Genomic DNA, 14,186 nt, shown 5'->3' with positions numbered 1-14,186 from the left:
TCGTCGTTACTTGGTCAGGATCAGCTTGCCCAAACGGGTGGCGCGCAGTTGATACGTTTCCCCGTTATGCAAAATGCTGATGTGACTATGTCCTTGCAGCAAAGCGTCGCTGCGCACCACCCGTTCGGCCGTTTCGCCGGAACCGTTCGCACGCTCGGCAGCAGGCTTGGCGGCGGTTGCCAATGCCGTCGCTGCTGAAGCCTTCGGGCGACTGGTCAACGCGGCAGCGGGGCGGCGCAGGCTGAGCGTGCTGGTACGAGTGGTATCGGTCATTCGTCTTCGCTGTTGTTTGATTCGATGGATGAATTCTAAATGATAACCATTCCTATTTACAAGGGGCGGAAATTCATCGGTTGAGACTTTCGATAGGCGCAGCGAAATCGAGACTAAAGGCGTGACCGGGAGACGGCGCAGGGTGCTACGCAGCGCGGTCCGACGCCGCCCCGGTCAGGTGATTCACCCGGGCGGCGGGGCGGTGCTATGTAGATCAGAGGCAGATCGCTCAATGCAACGAGCCCGGCTCCTGTTTCGTCTGCACATATTGGCGGATCAGCCGCACCGTATCGATGTCGTTCTCGCGGTAAGCGGACTTGACGATCTCCTGCGTCTGCACGGCGTCCTGGTCGTCGGAGACGGGCAGCGTGGTCGCGTATTCGAAGCGCAGGAACAGTTGCAGTTCATCCGGCTGTTCGATGGTCATCGTCAGCGAGCCGCCTACATAGTCCGCTGTCGGCAGGATGTCGTAGCGCACCGCCTGGCTCTCGTGGAGTGTCACGCGATCTCGCACGGTGGCTTGGCCATAGTGCAGTTCGCGCTCGATTGTATTGCCTTCGCGCGAGAGGATCGTGCAGCTGTCGAGTCCGATCACGAACAGTTGCGGCTGTTCGGCGCGCAGCACGAGACCTTCCCACAACTGCTCGCGGGTCATGGAGTCGACAAACGGATTCAACGGGTCGTTGATCTGGATAAGGTGTTCGAAATTCAAGACGACGGCATCCTATGAAAGCGTTGCAAGCGGTGCGGTAACGCGTCCCGGACAGCTTCGCGCTCGTGCCGGGCCGTTCCCTGCGTCACGCGACGGTCAGACCCGAGCGGATCGTGATGGAGCGCGTGAGAATCTTGTGAACTGGGCATGCATTGGCAATTTGCAAGAGCCGTTCCCGCTGTTCATCGGATAACTCGCCGAGCAGCGTGATTTTGCGGTCGATGGTCGAGCCCTCGCCGCCCTGTTCGATACCCAAGGTCACATGCACCTCTTCAAGCGGCCAGTCCTTGCGCCGCGCGTACATCTTGAGCGTGACCGACGTGCATGCGCCGAGGCTGGACAGCAGCAGCGAAACTGGAGTGGGGCCGCGATCGCCGCCGCCGAGCGATTCGGGTTCGTCGGCAAGCCACGTGTGCTTGCCGTCGTCGAGACGGACCTGGTAATTTGTCGAACCGATATGCGCGGTGACGGTGGCTTCTGCCATGCGGGCTCCTGAGCAGGACGGAAAACGCCGCGCGCGGCGGCTCGACAGCGTCAAGACGAGGGCGCGGCAGGAATTGCTATTGTGAACGAAGTCGGCGGCATTTGCGCCGCGAGTGCGCGCGGCCTCGCGGGCGGCGGCAACCTGGCATCGCGCGCGGTTTAGCAAAAATCTGCGGCCCGACGCGCTGGCTCGGCAGATTGCTCAGTGGGTGATCGAACCCATACGGCCAGCCTGATAATCGACGACGGCCTGACGGATTTCGTCTTCCGTATTCATGACGAACGGGCCGTAGCGCACGACGGGTTCCTTCAACGGTACGCCGCCGAGCAGCAGTACCTCGAGCGGCTCGGCGCCGGCCGTGAGCGTCACCGAGTCGCCGTCGTTCTTAAACACGACCATCTTGCGCGGCTCGATTTCCTGACGTGCGTCGCCTTCGCCGTAAAAGCCTTTGCCCGACAGGCCGTATGCAAATACGCGATAGTCAGCCGGCACCGGCTGCCGGATCGTCGCGCCCGGTTGCAACGAAAAGTGCTGGTACAGAATCGGCGTGCGTGTTTCGACAGCGGCTTTCACGCCGAGCGCCTCGCCGGCGATCACCTTCACGCGAACCTTGCCGTCGGTCGAGGTCGCCACCGGAATTTCCGACGACGGCATCTCCTGATAACGCGGCGCGATCATCTTGTCGCGGCGCGGCAGATTCACCCACAGTTGCAGGCCATGCACGCGTCCGCCTGTACGCACGAACGACGGGTCGGGCATCTCGCTATGCACGACGCCCGCGCCCGCGGTCATCCATTGCACGTCGCCGGCATGCAGGGTGCCTGAGTGGCCCGCCGAATCCTTGTGGCCGAACTGGCCTTCGAGCACATAGGTGACCGTTTCAAATCCGCGATGCGGATGGTCGGGCGCGCCCTTGGCCTCGCCGGGCGCGTAATCGACCGGTCCCATTTCGTCGAGCAGAAGAAACGGATCGAAGTCCATCAGCATGCGCGTGGGAAACGGGCGGTGGACGACGAAACCGCCACCTTCAGTCGTGCGAACGGCAGGATAAGTCCGTTCGATCGTGCGTGTCGCGGTCATCAATGTCACCTCGAAAAATGGGGAATAGCGTTATTTTTGAAACATGGAGCTATTATAGGGACCGTTTTTTCGGGTGCCAGCCGCCGTCACGCAATGGATTGTTCTATTACTGGAACGATGAGATGAAGATCGATTCACACAATCTGAATGACCTGATGTATTTCTCGCAGGTCGTCGAACATGGCGGTTTTTCCGCCGCCGAACGCGTGCTGGGTATCTCCAAGTCGCGGCTGTCGCGCCGCTTGACGGAGCTCGAAGCGTCGCTCGGCGTGAGGCTGTTGCAGCGCTCGACACGCAAGCTCGCGCTCACAGAGGCGGGCCAACTTTTCTACCAGCATTGTCAGGCGATGTTGAGCGAGGCGCAGGCGGCCGTGAACGTCGTGCAGCAACTGCGTTCGTCGCCGCGCGGCACGGTGCGCGTCAGCGTGCCGGTCACGATTTCGCAGACGATACTGTCGACCATCCTGCCGGAATTCATGCATCGCTATCCGGAAGTGCGCGTGGTCATGCGGGTGACCAACCGCGTGGTCGATCTGTTCGAAGATTCGATCGACGTCGCATTGCGTGTGCGCTCCGATCCTCCGGAAAACGCCAATATCGTCGTGCGTCCTCTGTGGCGCACGCAGCAGATGCTGGTCGGCGCGCCGAGTCTGTTGCAGCAGAATGCGCCGCCGCTGCAACCGGGAGATCTGTCGCGCTTCGAAACGCTCGACGTACCGACGGGCGACGGACGACACGTCTATAACCTGATCGCGCCGGACGGCACGCGTCACGTACATGAACACGAGCCGCGTCTCGTGACCGCCGATCTGTTGACGATTCGCGAAGCCGTACTCCGCGGTGTGGGTATCGCCGCGTTGCCCGAGATGATGTACGGCGCCGCATTGCGCGCGGGCCAGTTGTCGCCGGTGATGCCTGGCTGGACTTTTCCGATGCCCCAGTTGTACGCCGTTTTCCTGTCGCGCCAGGGAATGGTCCCTGCCGTACGCGCTTTCGTCGACTATCTGGTCGAGATGCTCGATCCCGATGAAGGTAAGCACATCATGGGCGAATGCCCGGCGTCCGAAACGCGCCAGCAGCCCGTACCCGTGCGCGCGACGGCCGCTGTAGCGTCCTAGCAGATCGCGAGCTTCGCGGCATCGCTTTTAGCATTGAAGCGCGGGCTGTCATGAGTACTTTCAATGGCCGTTTGCTTGTGTGCGCGAGCTCATGGGGCTATATTGAAATCCCTTCGCTAAGGAGTCTCTTATGCGAAAACTCATGGCCGCTATCATAGCCGGCCTGATAGGGCTGACCGCGCTGTCCGTGTCGAGCACGGCTGTCGCATGCGGTGATTCGAGTCAGCAGTCTTCGACTGATGGCAAATGATCCCGCCGCCCGAAGGCGCCAAGCGCGCACAAAAAAAGGCCTTCATCAAACGATGAAGGCCTTTTACTTTTCGGCCCTTGTTTCAAGGGCCTTTCTTCACTTCCGGGTACTGCGCCCAACCGAATCCGGCAAGGTCACTTGCCTTTAGGCTGCGTGACAAAACCGATTTTCGTCAGGCCACCCGCCTGCGCTGCGGACATCACCTGCGCGACCTTTTCGTAAGGCACTTTACGATCTGCATCGAGATGCAATTCGGGTTGCGGATTCGCCTGCGCGGCCTCTGCAATTTTCGCGCTCAGTTCGGCCTCGTCCACTTTTTTGTCGTTCCACAACACGTTACCGTCAGCGTCGACCGCGACCGTGACCTGAGCAGGCTTGGTGTCTTCCTTCTGACTGCTTGCATGCGGCAGATCGATTTTCACCGCATGACGGATCACCGGAATCGTCACCATGAAAACGATCAGGAGAACCAACATCACGTCGACGAGCGGCGTCATGTTGATTTCGTTCATCAGGCCGTCGTCATCGTCGCCGGCGAAGGGGCTCATTGCCATCTGTATGCCTCGTCGTTCAGTTGGCGCTTCAGTTGGCGCGAGTCGCGAGACGCAGGCCGTCGCCGCGCTTGGACGACGACAGGCGTGCGCCCGTCACGAAGAACGCGTGCAAGCCATGGGCGAAACGGCTCAGCTTGGCGACGATCGCCTTGTTCGCTCGCGTCAGTGCGTTGTAGCCCAGCACGGCCGGAATTGCAACGAAGAGACCGAATGCGGTCATGATCAGCGCTTCGCCGACCGGGCCCGCCACCTGGTCGATCGACGACTGGCCGCTTGCGCCGATAGCTAGCAGCGCATGATAAATGCCCCACACCGTGCCGAAGAGACCCACGAACGGCGCCGTGCTGCCGATCGACGCGAGAATTGCGAGTCCGCTTTGCATGCGCGCAACGCTTTCGTCCATCGTGTCCTTCAAACAGCGCGTGACCCAATCGGACACGTCCATGCGGTCGTGCAGATGCGGCTGCGTCTGGTGATGATGATCGGCCGCTTCCTGGCCCGACAGCGCGAGCGCGAGGAACGGATTGTCGTGCGGTGTCGACGATCCGGCGCCGAGCTTTTTCACGCCGTCAGCGAGATCGTCGGAATGCCAGAACGCCTGCTCGGCGTTTTTCGTGAGGCGGTTCAAACGCATCACGTTCCAGCCTTTAATGACGATCACGCTCCACGACATCACCGACATCACCAGCAGCGCGAGCGCGATGCCGCGCGTGACGAAATCCCCTTGCGCCCACACGTGCGCCAATCCGTAGTTTTGCATTGCAATTCCTTTTTTTGAAATCCGCTTCAATCTTCGAGATTGAAGTTGTAAGGCTGGGTGTACGCGGCCCGAACGGGTTGGCCGTCTTCGAGATAGGGTTTGCATGCGCTCGAATGCGCGGCGGCTAGCGCGGCGTCGTCGAGCCGGCTGAAGCCGCTGCTTTTCTTCAACTCGATGTTCTCGAGCTTGCCGGTGAGGCCCACCACGAACTTCACGTACGCGGTGCCGCTTTCCCCACGGCGGCGCGAGAGGGCCGGGTAGTCCGGCTTGGCAATGTTGCAGTCGAGGTGCGAGACATTTTTGGGCGCGGTGATGTCCATTGTCTGACGGCCGATTGCCGGAGCAGCCGGTGCCGGGGGCGCCACCGGAGCGGGCGGTGCGGCCGGCGTCGGTTCGGCGGCCGCTACGGGCGTTGGCGACGGCGCGGGTGCCTCGTGAAGCGGCGCTGGCGTTGGCTTCGGGGTGGGCGTCGGCTTGGGCTGGACCTTCGGCTTGCCGCGAACCGGCGGCGCCGGCGTGGGCGGGGGCGGCGCGACCGATTGCATCGCGACCGGCGCGGCAACCGGCGCCGGCGGCAGCAACTGCGCGGTTATCACGCGCGACTCGATGGTTGCCTCGACCGGATCGTGACGCAGCGTCAGGACGACGGCCAGCAGCGCGACGTGAACCGCCGCAACCATGGCGGTCGCCGTCAGGACGCGAGGATTCATTCGGAGGGACGAAGCCGGTGCGGCACCGGCTAAAGCGGTATGCGAAGCCTGCATGTTAGCGTGGCGGTGCGCTGTCGAGGGACCGCGGCTGACAAAACATCGTCATGTTCGGAAGATCACCAGCGAAATACACATTGTGGTCACGAAACCAATCAGCAATTCCATCTCGAACTCCATTAATGGGTGAGCGGGTAGCTGGCTGGCAGGGATACTGGCTTGCTGACGGCAGTGCGATTAACTGAAAGCGCTGAATCGGCACCAGAAAAAAGGGAGCAGCGGCTAACGATACGGAGCAGGCACTCATACGTGCCTCGCGTCCTCGCGCCGGGTTTGGAACGGTACGTTATGCCGCCTTGCGCTCGTAAAACATCATGGGCACAGCTTGCGGTTGGTGCTCGAAGCCGCAGCGGCTTGCGCACACGCCGCTTTGCATCATCACGTCACGCACCGAATCCGCGCACTTGCCGCAGCAGGACGCAACGCCGAGCTCGAATTGCAGTTCGTCGAACGAATCGACGCCTTCCGCGATCGAGGCACGGATCTTTCGGTCAGAAACAGACTTGCAGACACAGACAATCATGGCAGGGCGTCATAGCTAACGTTAATGCGAATTATTATCATTATGTTTGAGCCGTTTGGCAAGCGTCCCGCGCGGTTTTTTGTAACAAAACCAGACTCTTAGAAGGGTTTCGACTATGCGGACGGCGGCTAGGGAGCCGCGTCCGGCCTCGGCGAACACGCATCGAAGGTACACATAGACGCGCCAGAAAATCTCTGGAATGGGCGCCCGGGGCTGTCAGGCAGGCTGCGAGGACGGTGCAGTGCGGCGTGAAGGAATGAGCACGCGCTCGACCTGCGCGTCGATTTGCAGCAGCGTCGCGACAAGTTGCCGCAGATGGGTGCCGTCGCCGGTGGAATAGAAGCGCGGAAGCGCGGCGTCCGCCGTTTCCGGCGCTGCGCGCACGCCGTGTTGTTCGAGCACGCGCTCCAGCTGGCGAGCAATAGCCACGCTGGTGTCGATAAGCGCGAGCCGGTCGCCGACGATGTCGCGAATCGCGGCGTCGAAGAACGGATAGTGCGTGCAGCCAAGCACCAGCGTGTCGGCGCCCGCGTCCAGCATCGGCTGAAGATAGCCGCGCAGCAGCGCGCGCAGCTCGGCTGAACCGACGTCGCAGCGCTCGACAGCCTGCACGAGCCCGTGGCCGGGCTGGCACAGAAAGCGGCAATCCGCGGCGTAGCGTTCCAGCAGCGCCTGAAAGCGCGCGCTGCGCAACGTGACTTGCGTGGCGAGCACGCCGGCGACTCGGGTTTTCGATTGCAGCGCGGCGGGCTTGATGCCCGGCTCGACGCCGACGAGCGGAATGGACAGTTTCTCGCGAACCAGCGCGATGGACTGCGCGGTTGCCGTATTGCAGGCCACGACGAGCGCTTTCGCGCCCTGTTTGACGAGCCACTCGCCGATAGCCAGCGTGCGGTCGGCGATGAAGTCGTCGTCGCGCTCGCCATACGGCGCATAAAGCGAATCGGCGACGTAGAGCAACGCCTCGTCAGGCAACTGCGCCCGAACCGCTCGCAACACCGACAGCCCGCCGAGGCCCGAGTCGAAAATGCCGACGGGCGCCCGCGAATCCGCGCTCAGGGAGCCAATTGATGTGTTCGGAGACGACGATTGTTCGGGCATAAGCGATCGGGGCGGGCGGCGCGGCGTTCAGGACAAGCAGGGGAAGCGAAGCGAGCAAGTATATCGCCAACGCGGCGCATGCTATCCCGTATGAGACGGGGCCTGCGCCAGCGCTTGAGTGTGTCCAGCGGAATAGCGCGATCCGTTCAGGACTCCACCGAGCCCATGGCGGTTTGCTGATAGTTCTGAATGCCGACCTTGTCGATCAGGTCGAGTTGCGTTTCGAGCCAGTCGATGTGCTCTTCTGTGTCGTCGAGAATCTTCACGAAGATTTCACGCGAAATGAAATCTCGAACCGATTCGCAATAGGCAATGGCTTCCTTGCAGGTGCTCTGCGAGATTTGCTCGAGCTTCAAATCGCATTCGAGAATTTCTTTCGTTTCCTCGCCGATCAGCAGCTTGTGCAGATCTTGCAAGTTCGGCAGACCGTCGAGCATGAAAACGCGTTCGATCAGCCAGTCGGCATGCTTCATTTCGCCGATCGACTCATCGTATTCATGCTTGCCGAGTTTCTCGAGGCCCCAATGCTTATACATCCGCGCGTGCAGGAAATACTGGTTGATCGCGGTCAGCTCGTTTTTCAACTGCGCGTTGAGATACTCGATAACTTTCTTGTCGCCTTGCATGATCTTTCCTTTTTCGGGGGACTTCAATTTTCCAACAACAATAAACGCCATGCCTTAAAAAGCCAAGAGAACAGAACATCTTTCGACGTCGGTCCCGGCATGCGCGTAATGCGCGGCATCCATGAAAAAAGCCGGGACCGTGGCCCCGGCTTCTCAAGACACGCTGTGCGCGTCAGCGGCGAATCAGACGGTCGCGACCGGAATCTTGCCGATCTTTGCCTGCCATTCCTTCGGGCCGGTCTGGTGCACCGATGTGCCGCTCGAATCGACTGCCACTGTGACCGGCATGTCCTGCACGTCGAACTCGTAGATCGCTTCCATGCCGAGGTCTTCGAATGCCAGCACCTTTGCGCTGCGAATCGCCTTCGACACCAGGTAAGCCGCGCCGCCCACGGCCATCAGATACGCGGCCTTGTGCTTCCTGATTGCCTCGATCGCGACCGGTCCGCGCTCGGCCTTGCCGATCATCGAGATGAGACCCGTTTGCGACAGCATGGTCTCCGTGAACTTGTCCATGCGGGTTGCGGTGGTCGGGCCTGCGGGGCCGACAGCTTCGTCGCGCACCGGATCGACCGGGCCGACGTAGTAGATCACGCGGTTCGTGAAGTCCACCGGCAGCTTCTCTCCCTTGGCCAGCATGTCCGCGATGCGCTTGTGCGCGGCGTCGCGGCCCGTCAACATCTTGCCCGACAGCAGCAGCGTCTGGCCCGGCTTCCACGAAGCGACTTCTTCCGGCGTCAGGGTGTTCAGATCGACGCGCTTGCTGGTCTCCGTGTTCGGCTCCCATTGCACCTTCGGCCATGCGTCGAGCGACGGCGCTTCGAGCTTGGCGACGCCCGAGCCGTCGAGCGTGAAGTGCGCGTGACGCGTGGCCGCGCAGTTCGGGATGATCGCGACCGGCTTGGACGCGGCGTGCGTCGGGGCGGCCATGATCTTCACGTCGAGCACCGTGGCGAGGCCGCCCAAACCTTGCGCGCCGATGCCGAGCGCATTCACCTTCTCGTGCAGTTCGACGCGCAGTTCCTCGATCCAGTCTTTCGGGCCGCGTGCGATTACGTCCTGAATGTCGATCGGGTCCATCAGCGATTCTTTCGCCATCACCATGGCTTTCTCAGCCGTGCCGCCGATGCCGATGCCGAGCATGCCCGGCGGGCACCAACCCGCGCCCATGGTCGGCACCGTCTTCAGAATCCAGTCGACGATGGAGTCCGACGGATTCAGCATCGCGAACTTCGACTTGTTTTCCGAGCCGCCGCCCTTGGCCGCGACTTGCACGTCGACTTTATCGCCCGGCACGATCTCGTAGTGAATCACGGCCGGCGTGTTGTCTTTCGTGTTCTTGCGCGCACCTTCGGGCGGGCTCACGATCGACGCACGCAGCACATTGTCCGGGTTCAGGTAACCGCGGCGCACGCCTTCGTTGATCATGTCGGTAACGCCCATCGTCGCACCGTCCCAACGCACGTCCATGCCGACCTTCACGAACACTGTGACGATGCCGGTGTCCTGACAGATCGGACGCTTGCCTTCGGCGCACATGCGGCTGTTGGTGAGAATCTGCGCAATCGCATCTTTCGCGGCCGGGCTCTGTTCGAGTTCGTACGCGCGGCCCAGGGCCTGGATGTAGTCGAGCGGATGGTAGTAGCTGATGTATTGCAACGAATCAGCAATGCTCTGAATCAGATCTTCCTGTTTGATGACGGTCATGGCTAAGCTCAGTGGGGACGGTAGCGCTTTTTTCTGTTCGCAGGGTGTGCGGTCAGTCGTGCGCTTTCAGGGGAGTGGAACCGCTGGAACCCAGCGGCTGCAGACCCGCGGGTTCCTGAAAATGAGTCGGATGCGTGTGCGTGGTCAGCCGGTCGACCAAGGCCATGATCAGTGCCGAGACGAGGAACGCGACGTGGATGATGACCTGCCACATGATGGTGTGCGTCGAGTTCTGGTCCGGGCTGATAAACGTTTTTAGCAGATGGATCGACGAGATGCTGATGAGCGCCATGGCGAGCTTCACTTTCAGCACGCCGGCGTTTACGTGGTCGAGCCATTCCGGCTCGTCGGGGTGGCCTTCCACACCGAGACGCGACACGAACGTTTCGTACCCGCCGATGATCACCATGATCAGCAGGTTCGAGATCATGACCACGTCGATCAGACCGAGCACGACCAGCATGATGTTGGTTTCGTCGAGCGTCATCGACGCTGTGACGAGATGCCAGACTTCCTTCAGGAACAGCACGACGTATACGGCCTGCGCGACGATCAACCCGAGATACAGCGGCACCTGCAGCCAGCGGCTCATGAAGATGACAACGGGCAGCGGGCGCATGGGACGGCGTTGGGGCGGGGAATTGATTCGCGAAGCGGACATAGACAGAAATCGGATCGAACGCAGGTGACGGAACGTGGAGCAAATGAGCCCGACAGCGTGCGAATCACGCGCGCGGATCGGCACGCAAAGCGAAGTGCGCAAGGCGCGGCACGGGCGCGAGGCGAGCCCATTCTGGGCCGGCCGCGGTCCGGCAACGCCGGCATCAGCGCGCGCTATTGTACAGCGTTGGGCGGATTTGCTGCGGCGCGGCGGGCACGGTCGAGGCCCAGCGCTTACGATGCAACCGGCGGTACGCGCTTCACTTTCAGACTCGCGAGTCCAATGCCCGCAATCACGCACGCGAGCGCGACGCCGTGCGCAAGCGTCGGGCGCTCGCCGAGAAACGCAATGCCGTAGATGGCCGCGGCCACCGGCAGCACGGCGCTGAATACGCCCGCAAGACTGCCGGGCACATGCCGGATGCCTTTCATCCAGAGCCAGAAGGAAAAGATGCTTGCGGACAGTCCATACCACAGCACCAGTGTCCACACGCCAGGCGGCACCGCGCGATAGTCGAAATCGACGAGCGCTGTCGCGCCCAGCGGCAGCATCAACAGCAGGCCGAAAAGATGCGTGTATGCACAGATGTCGATAGGTGCGAGCGTTTGCGTGAGGCGCCGCGACAGGATGATGTAGAGCGACTCGCAGCACACTGCGCCGAGCACCATCAGGTTGCCCGTGAACGAAGTCTCGCCGTGCGCGCCCGCATCGACGTGCGCGAGATTGATGACCACCACGCCCGCAATGGCCAATGCAATCGATGCAAGCGCGCGTCCATTGGGACGCTCCTTGAGAATGAGCCACGACAGCAGCGCGACGACGGCCGGAATGGTGCTCGTGATGACGCCCGCCGCCACCGCACTCGTGCGTTGCACGCCGCTGAGCATGAGTAGCGTAAACCCGAAGGTGCCGAAGAGCGCCTGCAGAAACAGATTGAGCCATTCATCGCGCTTCACGTGACGCAGTTTCGCGATGCGCAGAAGCGGCCATAGCACGGCCATAGCAATCACGAAGCGCAGCAGCGCGAACAGCGGAACGGGGACGAACTCGACAATCGATTTACCGATACCGACATTGGTGCCGACGAGCAGCATCGAACTGATAAGGAGCAGGGCGTAGCGATTCAAACTGGAATCCGGGCAGCTAGTTCAGTTAGCATTGTATTAGGGCTCGCAAAGCAACGTAAGGAAAGCAGGCTTAACGAGCCAAGCCTGCATAGCGTGCGCGAATGGCGCAGCATGCGAGGCTCGTTGAAAGCGTCGTACGAATTGGGTTAGGGTTTTTGCGGGCAAGCCGATGCCGCTCGCGTAAGTGGCCGGTAAGTTGCACCGCTTATGGTTGAACACGAGAGCGGGCGTTGTCCCGCCTGCCTTTATGTTGCGTTGCGGCATGAAGCAGGCTGACGGAAAACGTTCCGTGGCGCGGCGACCTCACGCGGTCGGTGCGCGAGGCGGGAGACACGCGCCTGCAATCGCGTCTGATTGCGGCGTCCACATGACACGGCGCGCGAACGTTGCGCCGGCACAGGTTTTACGTTTCATCTTCACCAAGGGGTTGTCGATGTCTGCGATTGAATCGGTTCTTCAGGAACGCCGTGTTTTCCCGCCCTCCGCCGAAGCAGCGGCCGGTGCCACGATCTCCGGCATGGACGCTTACCATGCGCTGACCGCCGAGGCGGAACGAGACTATGAAGGCTTCTGGGGGCGCCTCGCTCGCGAGACGCTAAGCTGGAACAAGCCCTTCACGAAGGTGCTCGACGAATCGAAAGCGCCGTTCTACACGTGGTTCGAGGACGGCCAGCTGAATGCGTCGTACAACAGCATCGACCGTCACGTGGAAGCGGGCAATGGAGAGCGCGTCGCGATCGTTTTCGAAGCCGACGACGGCACCGTCACCCACGTTACGTATCAGGATCTGCTGCAACGTGTGTCGCGCTTTGCGAACGCGCTGAAAGCACGCGGCGTGAAGAAGGGCGACCGCGTGGTGATCTATATGCCGATGTCGATTGAAGGCATCGTCGCCATGCAGGCATGCGCACGGATCGGTGCGACGCACTCGGTGGTGTTCGGCGGCTTCTCGTCCAAGTCGCTCAACGAGCGGCTCGTCGACGTGGGCGCGGTCGCGCTCGTCACGTCGGACGAACAGATGCGCGGCGGCAAGGCGCTGCCGTTGAAGAACATCGCCGACGAAGCGCTCGCAATGGGCGGCTGCGAAGCCGTCAAAAGCGTGATCGTCTACCAGCGCACCGGCGGCAAGATTGCGTGGAACGAAAGCCGCGATCTGTGGATGCATGAGATCTCACAGGCCGAGTCGGATCAATGCGCGCCCGAGTGGGTCGGTGCCGAGCATCCGCTTTTCATTCTCTATACATCGGGTTCGACCGGCAAGCCGAAGGGCGTTCAGCACAGCACGGGCGGCTATCTGTTGTGGGCCGCGCAGACCATGAAGTGGACCTTCGACTGGAAGTCCGGCGACGTGTTCTGGTGTACCGCGGACATCGGCTGGATCACGGGTCACAGCTACATCACTTATGGTCCGCTGACGCTCGGCGGCACCCAGGTCGTGTTCGAAGGTGTGCCGACCTATCCGAACGCCGGCCGCTTCTGGGACATGATCGCGAAGCACAAGGTCACGCTGTTCTATACGGCGCCGACCGCGATCCGCTCGCTGATCAAGGCCGCGGAGGCCGATGCGAAAGTGCATCCCAAGAGCTACGACCTGTCGACGCTGCGCATCATCGGTACGGTCGGCGAGCCGATCAATCCGGAAGCGTGGGTGTGGTATTACGAGAACGTCGGCGGCGGACGCTGCCCGATTGTCGATACGTGGTGGCAAACGGAAACCGGCGGCCACATGATCACGCCGCTTCCGGGAGCGACGCCTCTCGTGCCGGGCTCTTGCACGCTGCCGTTGCCGGGCATCATGGCGGCGGTCGTCGACGAAACCGGCCAGGACGTGCCGAACGGGCAGGGCGGCATTCTGGTGGTGAAGCGGCCTTGGCCTTCCATGTTGCGTAACGTGTGGGGCGATCCGGACCGTTACAAGAAGAGCTATTTCCCCGAGGAACTCGGCGGCAAGCTGTATCTCGCCGGCGACGGCGCGGTGCGCGACAAGGAAACCGGCTACTTCACGATCATGGGCCGCATCGACGACGTGCTCAATGTGTCGGGTCACCGTCTCGGCACGATGGAGATCGAATCGGCGCTGGTGTCGAATCCGATCGTCGCGGAGGCCGCCGTGGTCGGTCGGCCAGACGCAACGACCGGCGAGGCGGTTTGCGCGTTCGTCGTGTTGAAGCGCGCGCGTCCGGAAGGCGAGGAGGCGGTCAAGCTCGCCAACGAATTGCGCAACTGGGTCGGCAAGGAAATCGGTCCGATCGCGAAGCCAAAGGACATCCGCTTTGGCGAGAATCTGCCGAAGACGCGTTCAGGCAAGATCATGCGCCGTCTGTTGCGTTCGCTCGCAAAGGGCGAGGAGATCACGCAAGACGTATCGACGCTGGAGAACCCGGCGATCCTCGATCAGCTCGGCGAGTCGCTTTAAAAAGCATGCGTCTGCCTGCACGTTGCA

15 protein-coding genes are annotated in these 14,186 nt (G+C 61.6%); 2 read left to right on the top strand and 13 right to left on the bottom strand.

Features of this window, described 5'->3' with window-relative positions:
* Positions 1-6 precede the first annotated feature (6 nt).
* The 4 genes from hemP to OH764_RS10720 form a co-directional block, all read right to left on the bottom strand.
* Positions 7-273: a hemin uptake protein HemP gene (gene hemP, locus OH764_RS10735; RefSeq protein ID WP_498846782.1), complete on the bottom strand. Its 267-nt coding sequence runs from the start codon at positions 271-273 to the stop codon at positions 7-9.
* Positions 274-502: 229 nt separating this feature from the next.
* Positions 503-985 (bottom strand): SRPBCC family protein, encoded by a 483-nt coding sequence (locus tag OH764_RS10730; protein ID WP_498846781.1) that lies wholly within the window; start codon positions 983-985, stop codon positions 503-505.
* Positions 986-1,070: 85 nt separating this feature from the next.
* Positions 1,071-1,469 (bottom strand): OsmC family protein, encoded by a 399-nt coding sequence (locus OH764_RS10725; RefSeq protein WP_498846780.1) that lies wholly within the window; start codon positions 1,467-1,469, stop codon positions 1,071-1,073.
* A gap of 201 nt (positions 1,470-1,670) precedes the next feature.
* Positions 1,671-2,549 (bottom strand): pirin family protein, encoded by an 879-nt coding sequence (locus OH764_RS10720; protein WP_498846779.1) that lies wholly within the window; start codon positions 2,547-2,549, stop codon positions 1,671-1,673.
* A 122-nt stretch (positions 2,550-2,671) separates the two neighbouring features.
* On the opposite strand from OH764_RS10720, the gene OH764_RS10715 reads away from it, so the two are divergent.
* Positions 2,672-3,667: a LysR family transcriptional regulator gene (locus tag OH764_RS10715; RefSeq protein WP_498846778.1), complete on the top strand. Its 996-nt coding sequence runs from the start codon at positions 2,672-2,674 to the stop codon at positions 3,665-3,667.
* A gap of 384 nt (positions 3,668-4,051) precedes the next feature.
* On the opposite strand, the gene OH764_RS10710 is transcribed toward OH764_RS10715, so the two are convergent.
* The 9 genes from OH764_RS10710 to OH764_RS10670 form a co-directional block, all read right to left on the bottom strand.
* Positions 4,052-4,471, bottom strand: a complete 420-nt coding sequence (locus OH764_RS10710; protein ID WP_020069974.1) for an ExbD/TolR family protein — start codon at positions 4,469-4,471, stop codon at positions 4,052-4,054.
* 28 nt (positions 4,472-4,499) lie between these two features.
* Positions 4,500-5,231 (bottom strand): MotA/TolQ/ExbB proton channel family protein, encoded by a 732-nt coding sequence (locus OH764_RS10705; protein ID WP_027779251.1) that lies wholly within the window; start codon positions 5,229-5,231, stop codon positions 4,500-4,502.
* Between the two features lie 26 nt (positions 5,232-5,257).
* Positions 5,258-5,995 carry an energy transducer TonB gene (locus OH764_RS10700; RefSeq protein ID WP_498846777.1) on the bottom strand — a complete coding sequence of 246 codons (738 nt, stop codon included), beginning with the start codon at positions 5,993-5,995 and terminating at the stop codon, positions 5,258-5,260.
* A gap of 289 nt (positions 5,996-6,284) precedes the next feature.
* Positions 6,285-6,521 carry a (2Fe-2S)-binding protein gene (locus OH764_RS10695; protein WP_020069971.1) on the bottom strand — a complete coding sequence of 79 codons (237 nt, stop codon included), beginning with the start codon at positions 6,519-6,521 and terminating at the stop codon, positions 6,285-6,287.
* 216 nt (positions 6,522-6,737) lie between these two features.
* Positions 6,738-7,622: a glutamate racemase gene (gene murI, locus OH764_RS10690; RefSeq protein WP_498846776.1), complete on the bottom strand. Its 885-nt coding sequence runs from the start codon at positions 7,620-7,622 to the stop codon at positions 6,738-6,740.
* Positions 7,623-7,768: 146 nt separating this feature from the next.
* A complete protein-coding gene (gene bfr, locus OH764_RS10685; protein WP_020069969.1) occupies positions 7,769-8,248 on the bottom strand; it encodes a bacterioferritin in 480 nt (159 codons plus the stop codon).
* A 183-nt stretch (positions 8,249-8,431) separates the two neighbouring features.
* Positions 8,432-9,955 (bottom strand): fumarate hydratase, encoded by a 1,524-nt coding sequence (locus OH764_RS10680; protein ID WP_020069968.1) that lies wholly within the window; start codon positions 9,953-9,955, stop codon positions 8,432-8,434.
* Between the two features lie 52 nt (positions 9,956-10,007).
* Complete coding sequence (locus tag OH764_RS10675) at positions 10,008-10,574, bottom strand: YqhA family protein (protein ID WP_498846775.1); 567 nt, start codon at positions 10,572-10,574, stop codon at positions 10,008-10,010.
* 275 nt (positions 10,575-10,849) lie between these two features.
* A complete protein-coding gene (locus OH764_RS10670; protein ID WP_498846774.1) occupies positions 10,850-11,743 on the bottom strand; it encodes a DMT family transporter in 894 nt (297 codons plus the stop codon).
* A gap of 433 nt (positions 11,744-12,176) precedes the next feature.
* On the opposite strand from OH764_RS10670, the gene acs reads away from it, so the two are divergent.
* Positions 12,177-14,159 (top strand): acetate--CoA ligase, encoded by a 1,983-nt coding sequence (acs, locus tag OH764_RS10665; protein WP_498846773.1) that lies wholly within the window; start codon positions 12,177-12,179, stop codon positions 14,157-14,159.
* Positions 14,160-14,186: the final 27 nt, after the last annotated feature.

The sequence above is a fragment of the Burkholderia sp. M6-3 genome, from assembly GCF_050858985.1.
GTDB lineage: Bacteria > Pseudomonadota > Gammaproteobacteria > Burkholderiales > Burkholderiaceae > Paraburkholderia > Paraburkholderia caledonica.
Note: the sequence above shows the minus strand (reverse complement) of the source record. Positions and strands in the feature narration are given on the sequence as shown.

Excerpts from the sequence above, each read along its gene's own strand:
- hemP (WP_498846782.1), bottom strand. The coding sequence starts at position 273 with ATGACCGATACCACTCGTACCAGCACGCTCAGCCTGCGCCGCCCCGCT.
- OH764_RS10725 (WP_498846780.1), bottom strand. The coding sequence starts at position 1,469 with ATGGCAGAAGCCACCGTCACCGCGCATATCGGTTCGACAAATTACCAG.
- OH764_RS10720 (WP_498846779.1), bottom strand. The coding sequence starts at position 2,549 with ATGACCGCGACACGCACGATCGAACGGACTTATCCTGCCGTTCGCACG.
- OH764_RS10715 (WP_498846778.1), top strand. The coding sequence starts at position 2,672 with ATGAAGATCGATTCACACAATCTGAATGACCTGATGTATTTCTCGCAG.
- OH764_RS10710 (WP_020069974.1), bottom strand. The coding sequence starts at position 4,471 with ATGGCAATGAGCCCCTTCGCCGGCGACGATGACGACGGCCTGATGAAC.
- OH764_RS10705 (WP_027779251.1), bottom strand. The coding sequence starts at position 5,231 with ATGCAAAACTACGGATTGGCGCACGTGTGGGCGCAAGGGGATTTCGTC.
- OH764_RS10700 (WP_498846777.1), bottom strand. The coding sequence starts at position 5,995 with ATGCAGGCTTCGCATACCGCTTTAGCCGGTGCCGCACCGGCTTCGTCC.
- OH764_RS10695 (WP_020069971.1), bottom strand. The coding sequence starts at position 6,521 with ATGATTGTCTGTGTCTGCAAGTCTGTTTCTGACCGAAAGATCCGTGCC.
- murI (WP_498846776.1), bottom strand. The coding sequence starts at position 7,622 with ATGCCCGAACAATCGTCGTCTCCGAACACATCAATTGGCTCCCTGAGC.
- bfr (WP_020069969.1), bottom strand. The coding sequence starts at position 8,248 with ATGCAAGGCGACAAGAAAGTTATCGAGTATCTCAACGCGCAGTTGAAA.
- OH764_RS10680 (WP_020069968.1), bottom strand. The coding sequence starts at position 9,955 with ATGACCGTCATCAAACAGGAAGATCTGATTCAGAGCATTGCTGATTCG.
- OH764_RS10675 (WP_498846775.1), bottom strand. The coding sequence starts at position 10,574 with ATGCGCCCGCTGCCCGTTGTCATCTTCATGAGCCGCTGGCTGCAGGTG.
- acs (WP_498846773.1), top strand. The coding sequence starts at position 12,177 with ATGTCTGCGATTGAATCGGTTCTTCAGGAACGCCGTGTTTTCCCGCCC.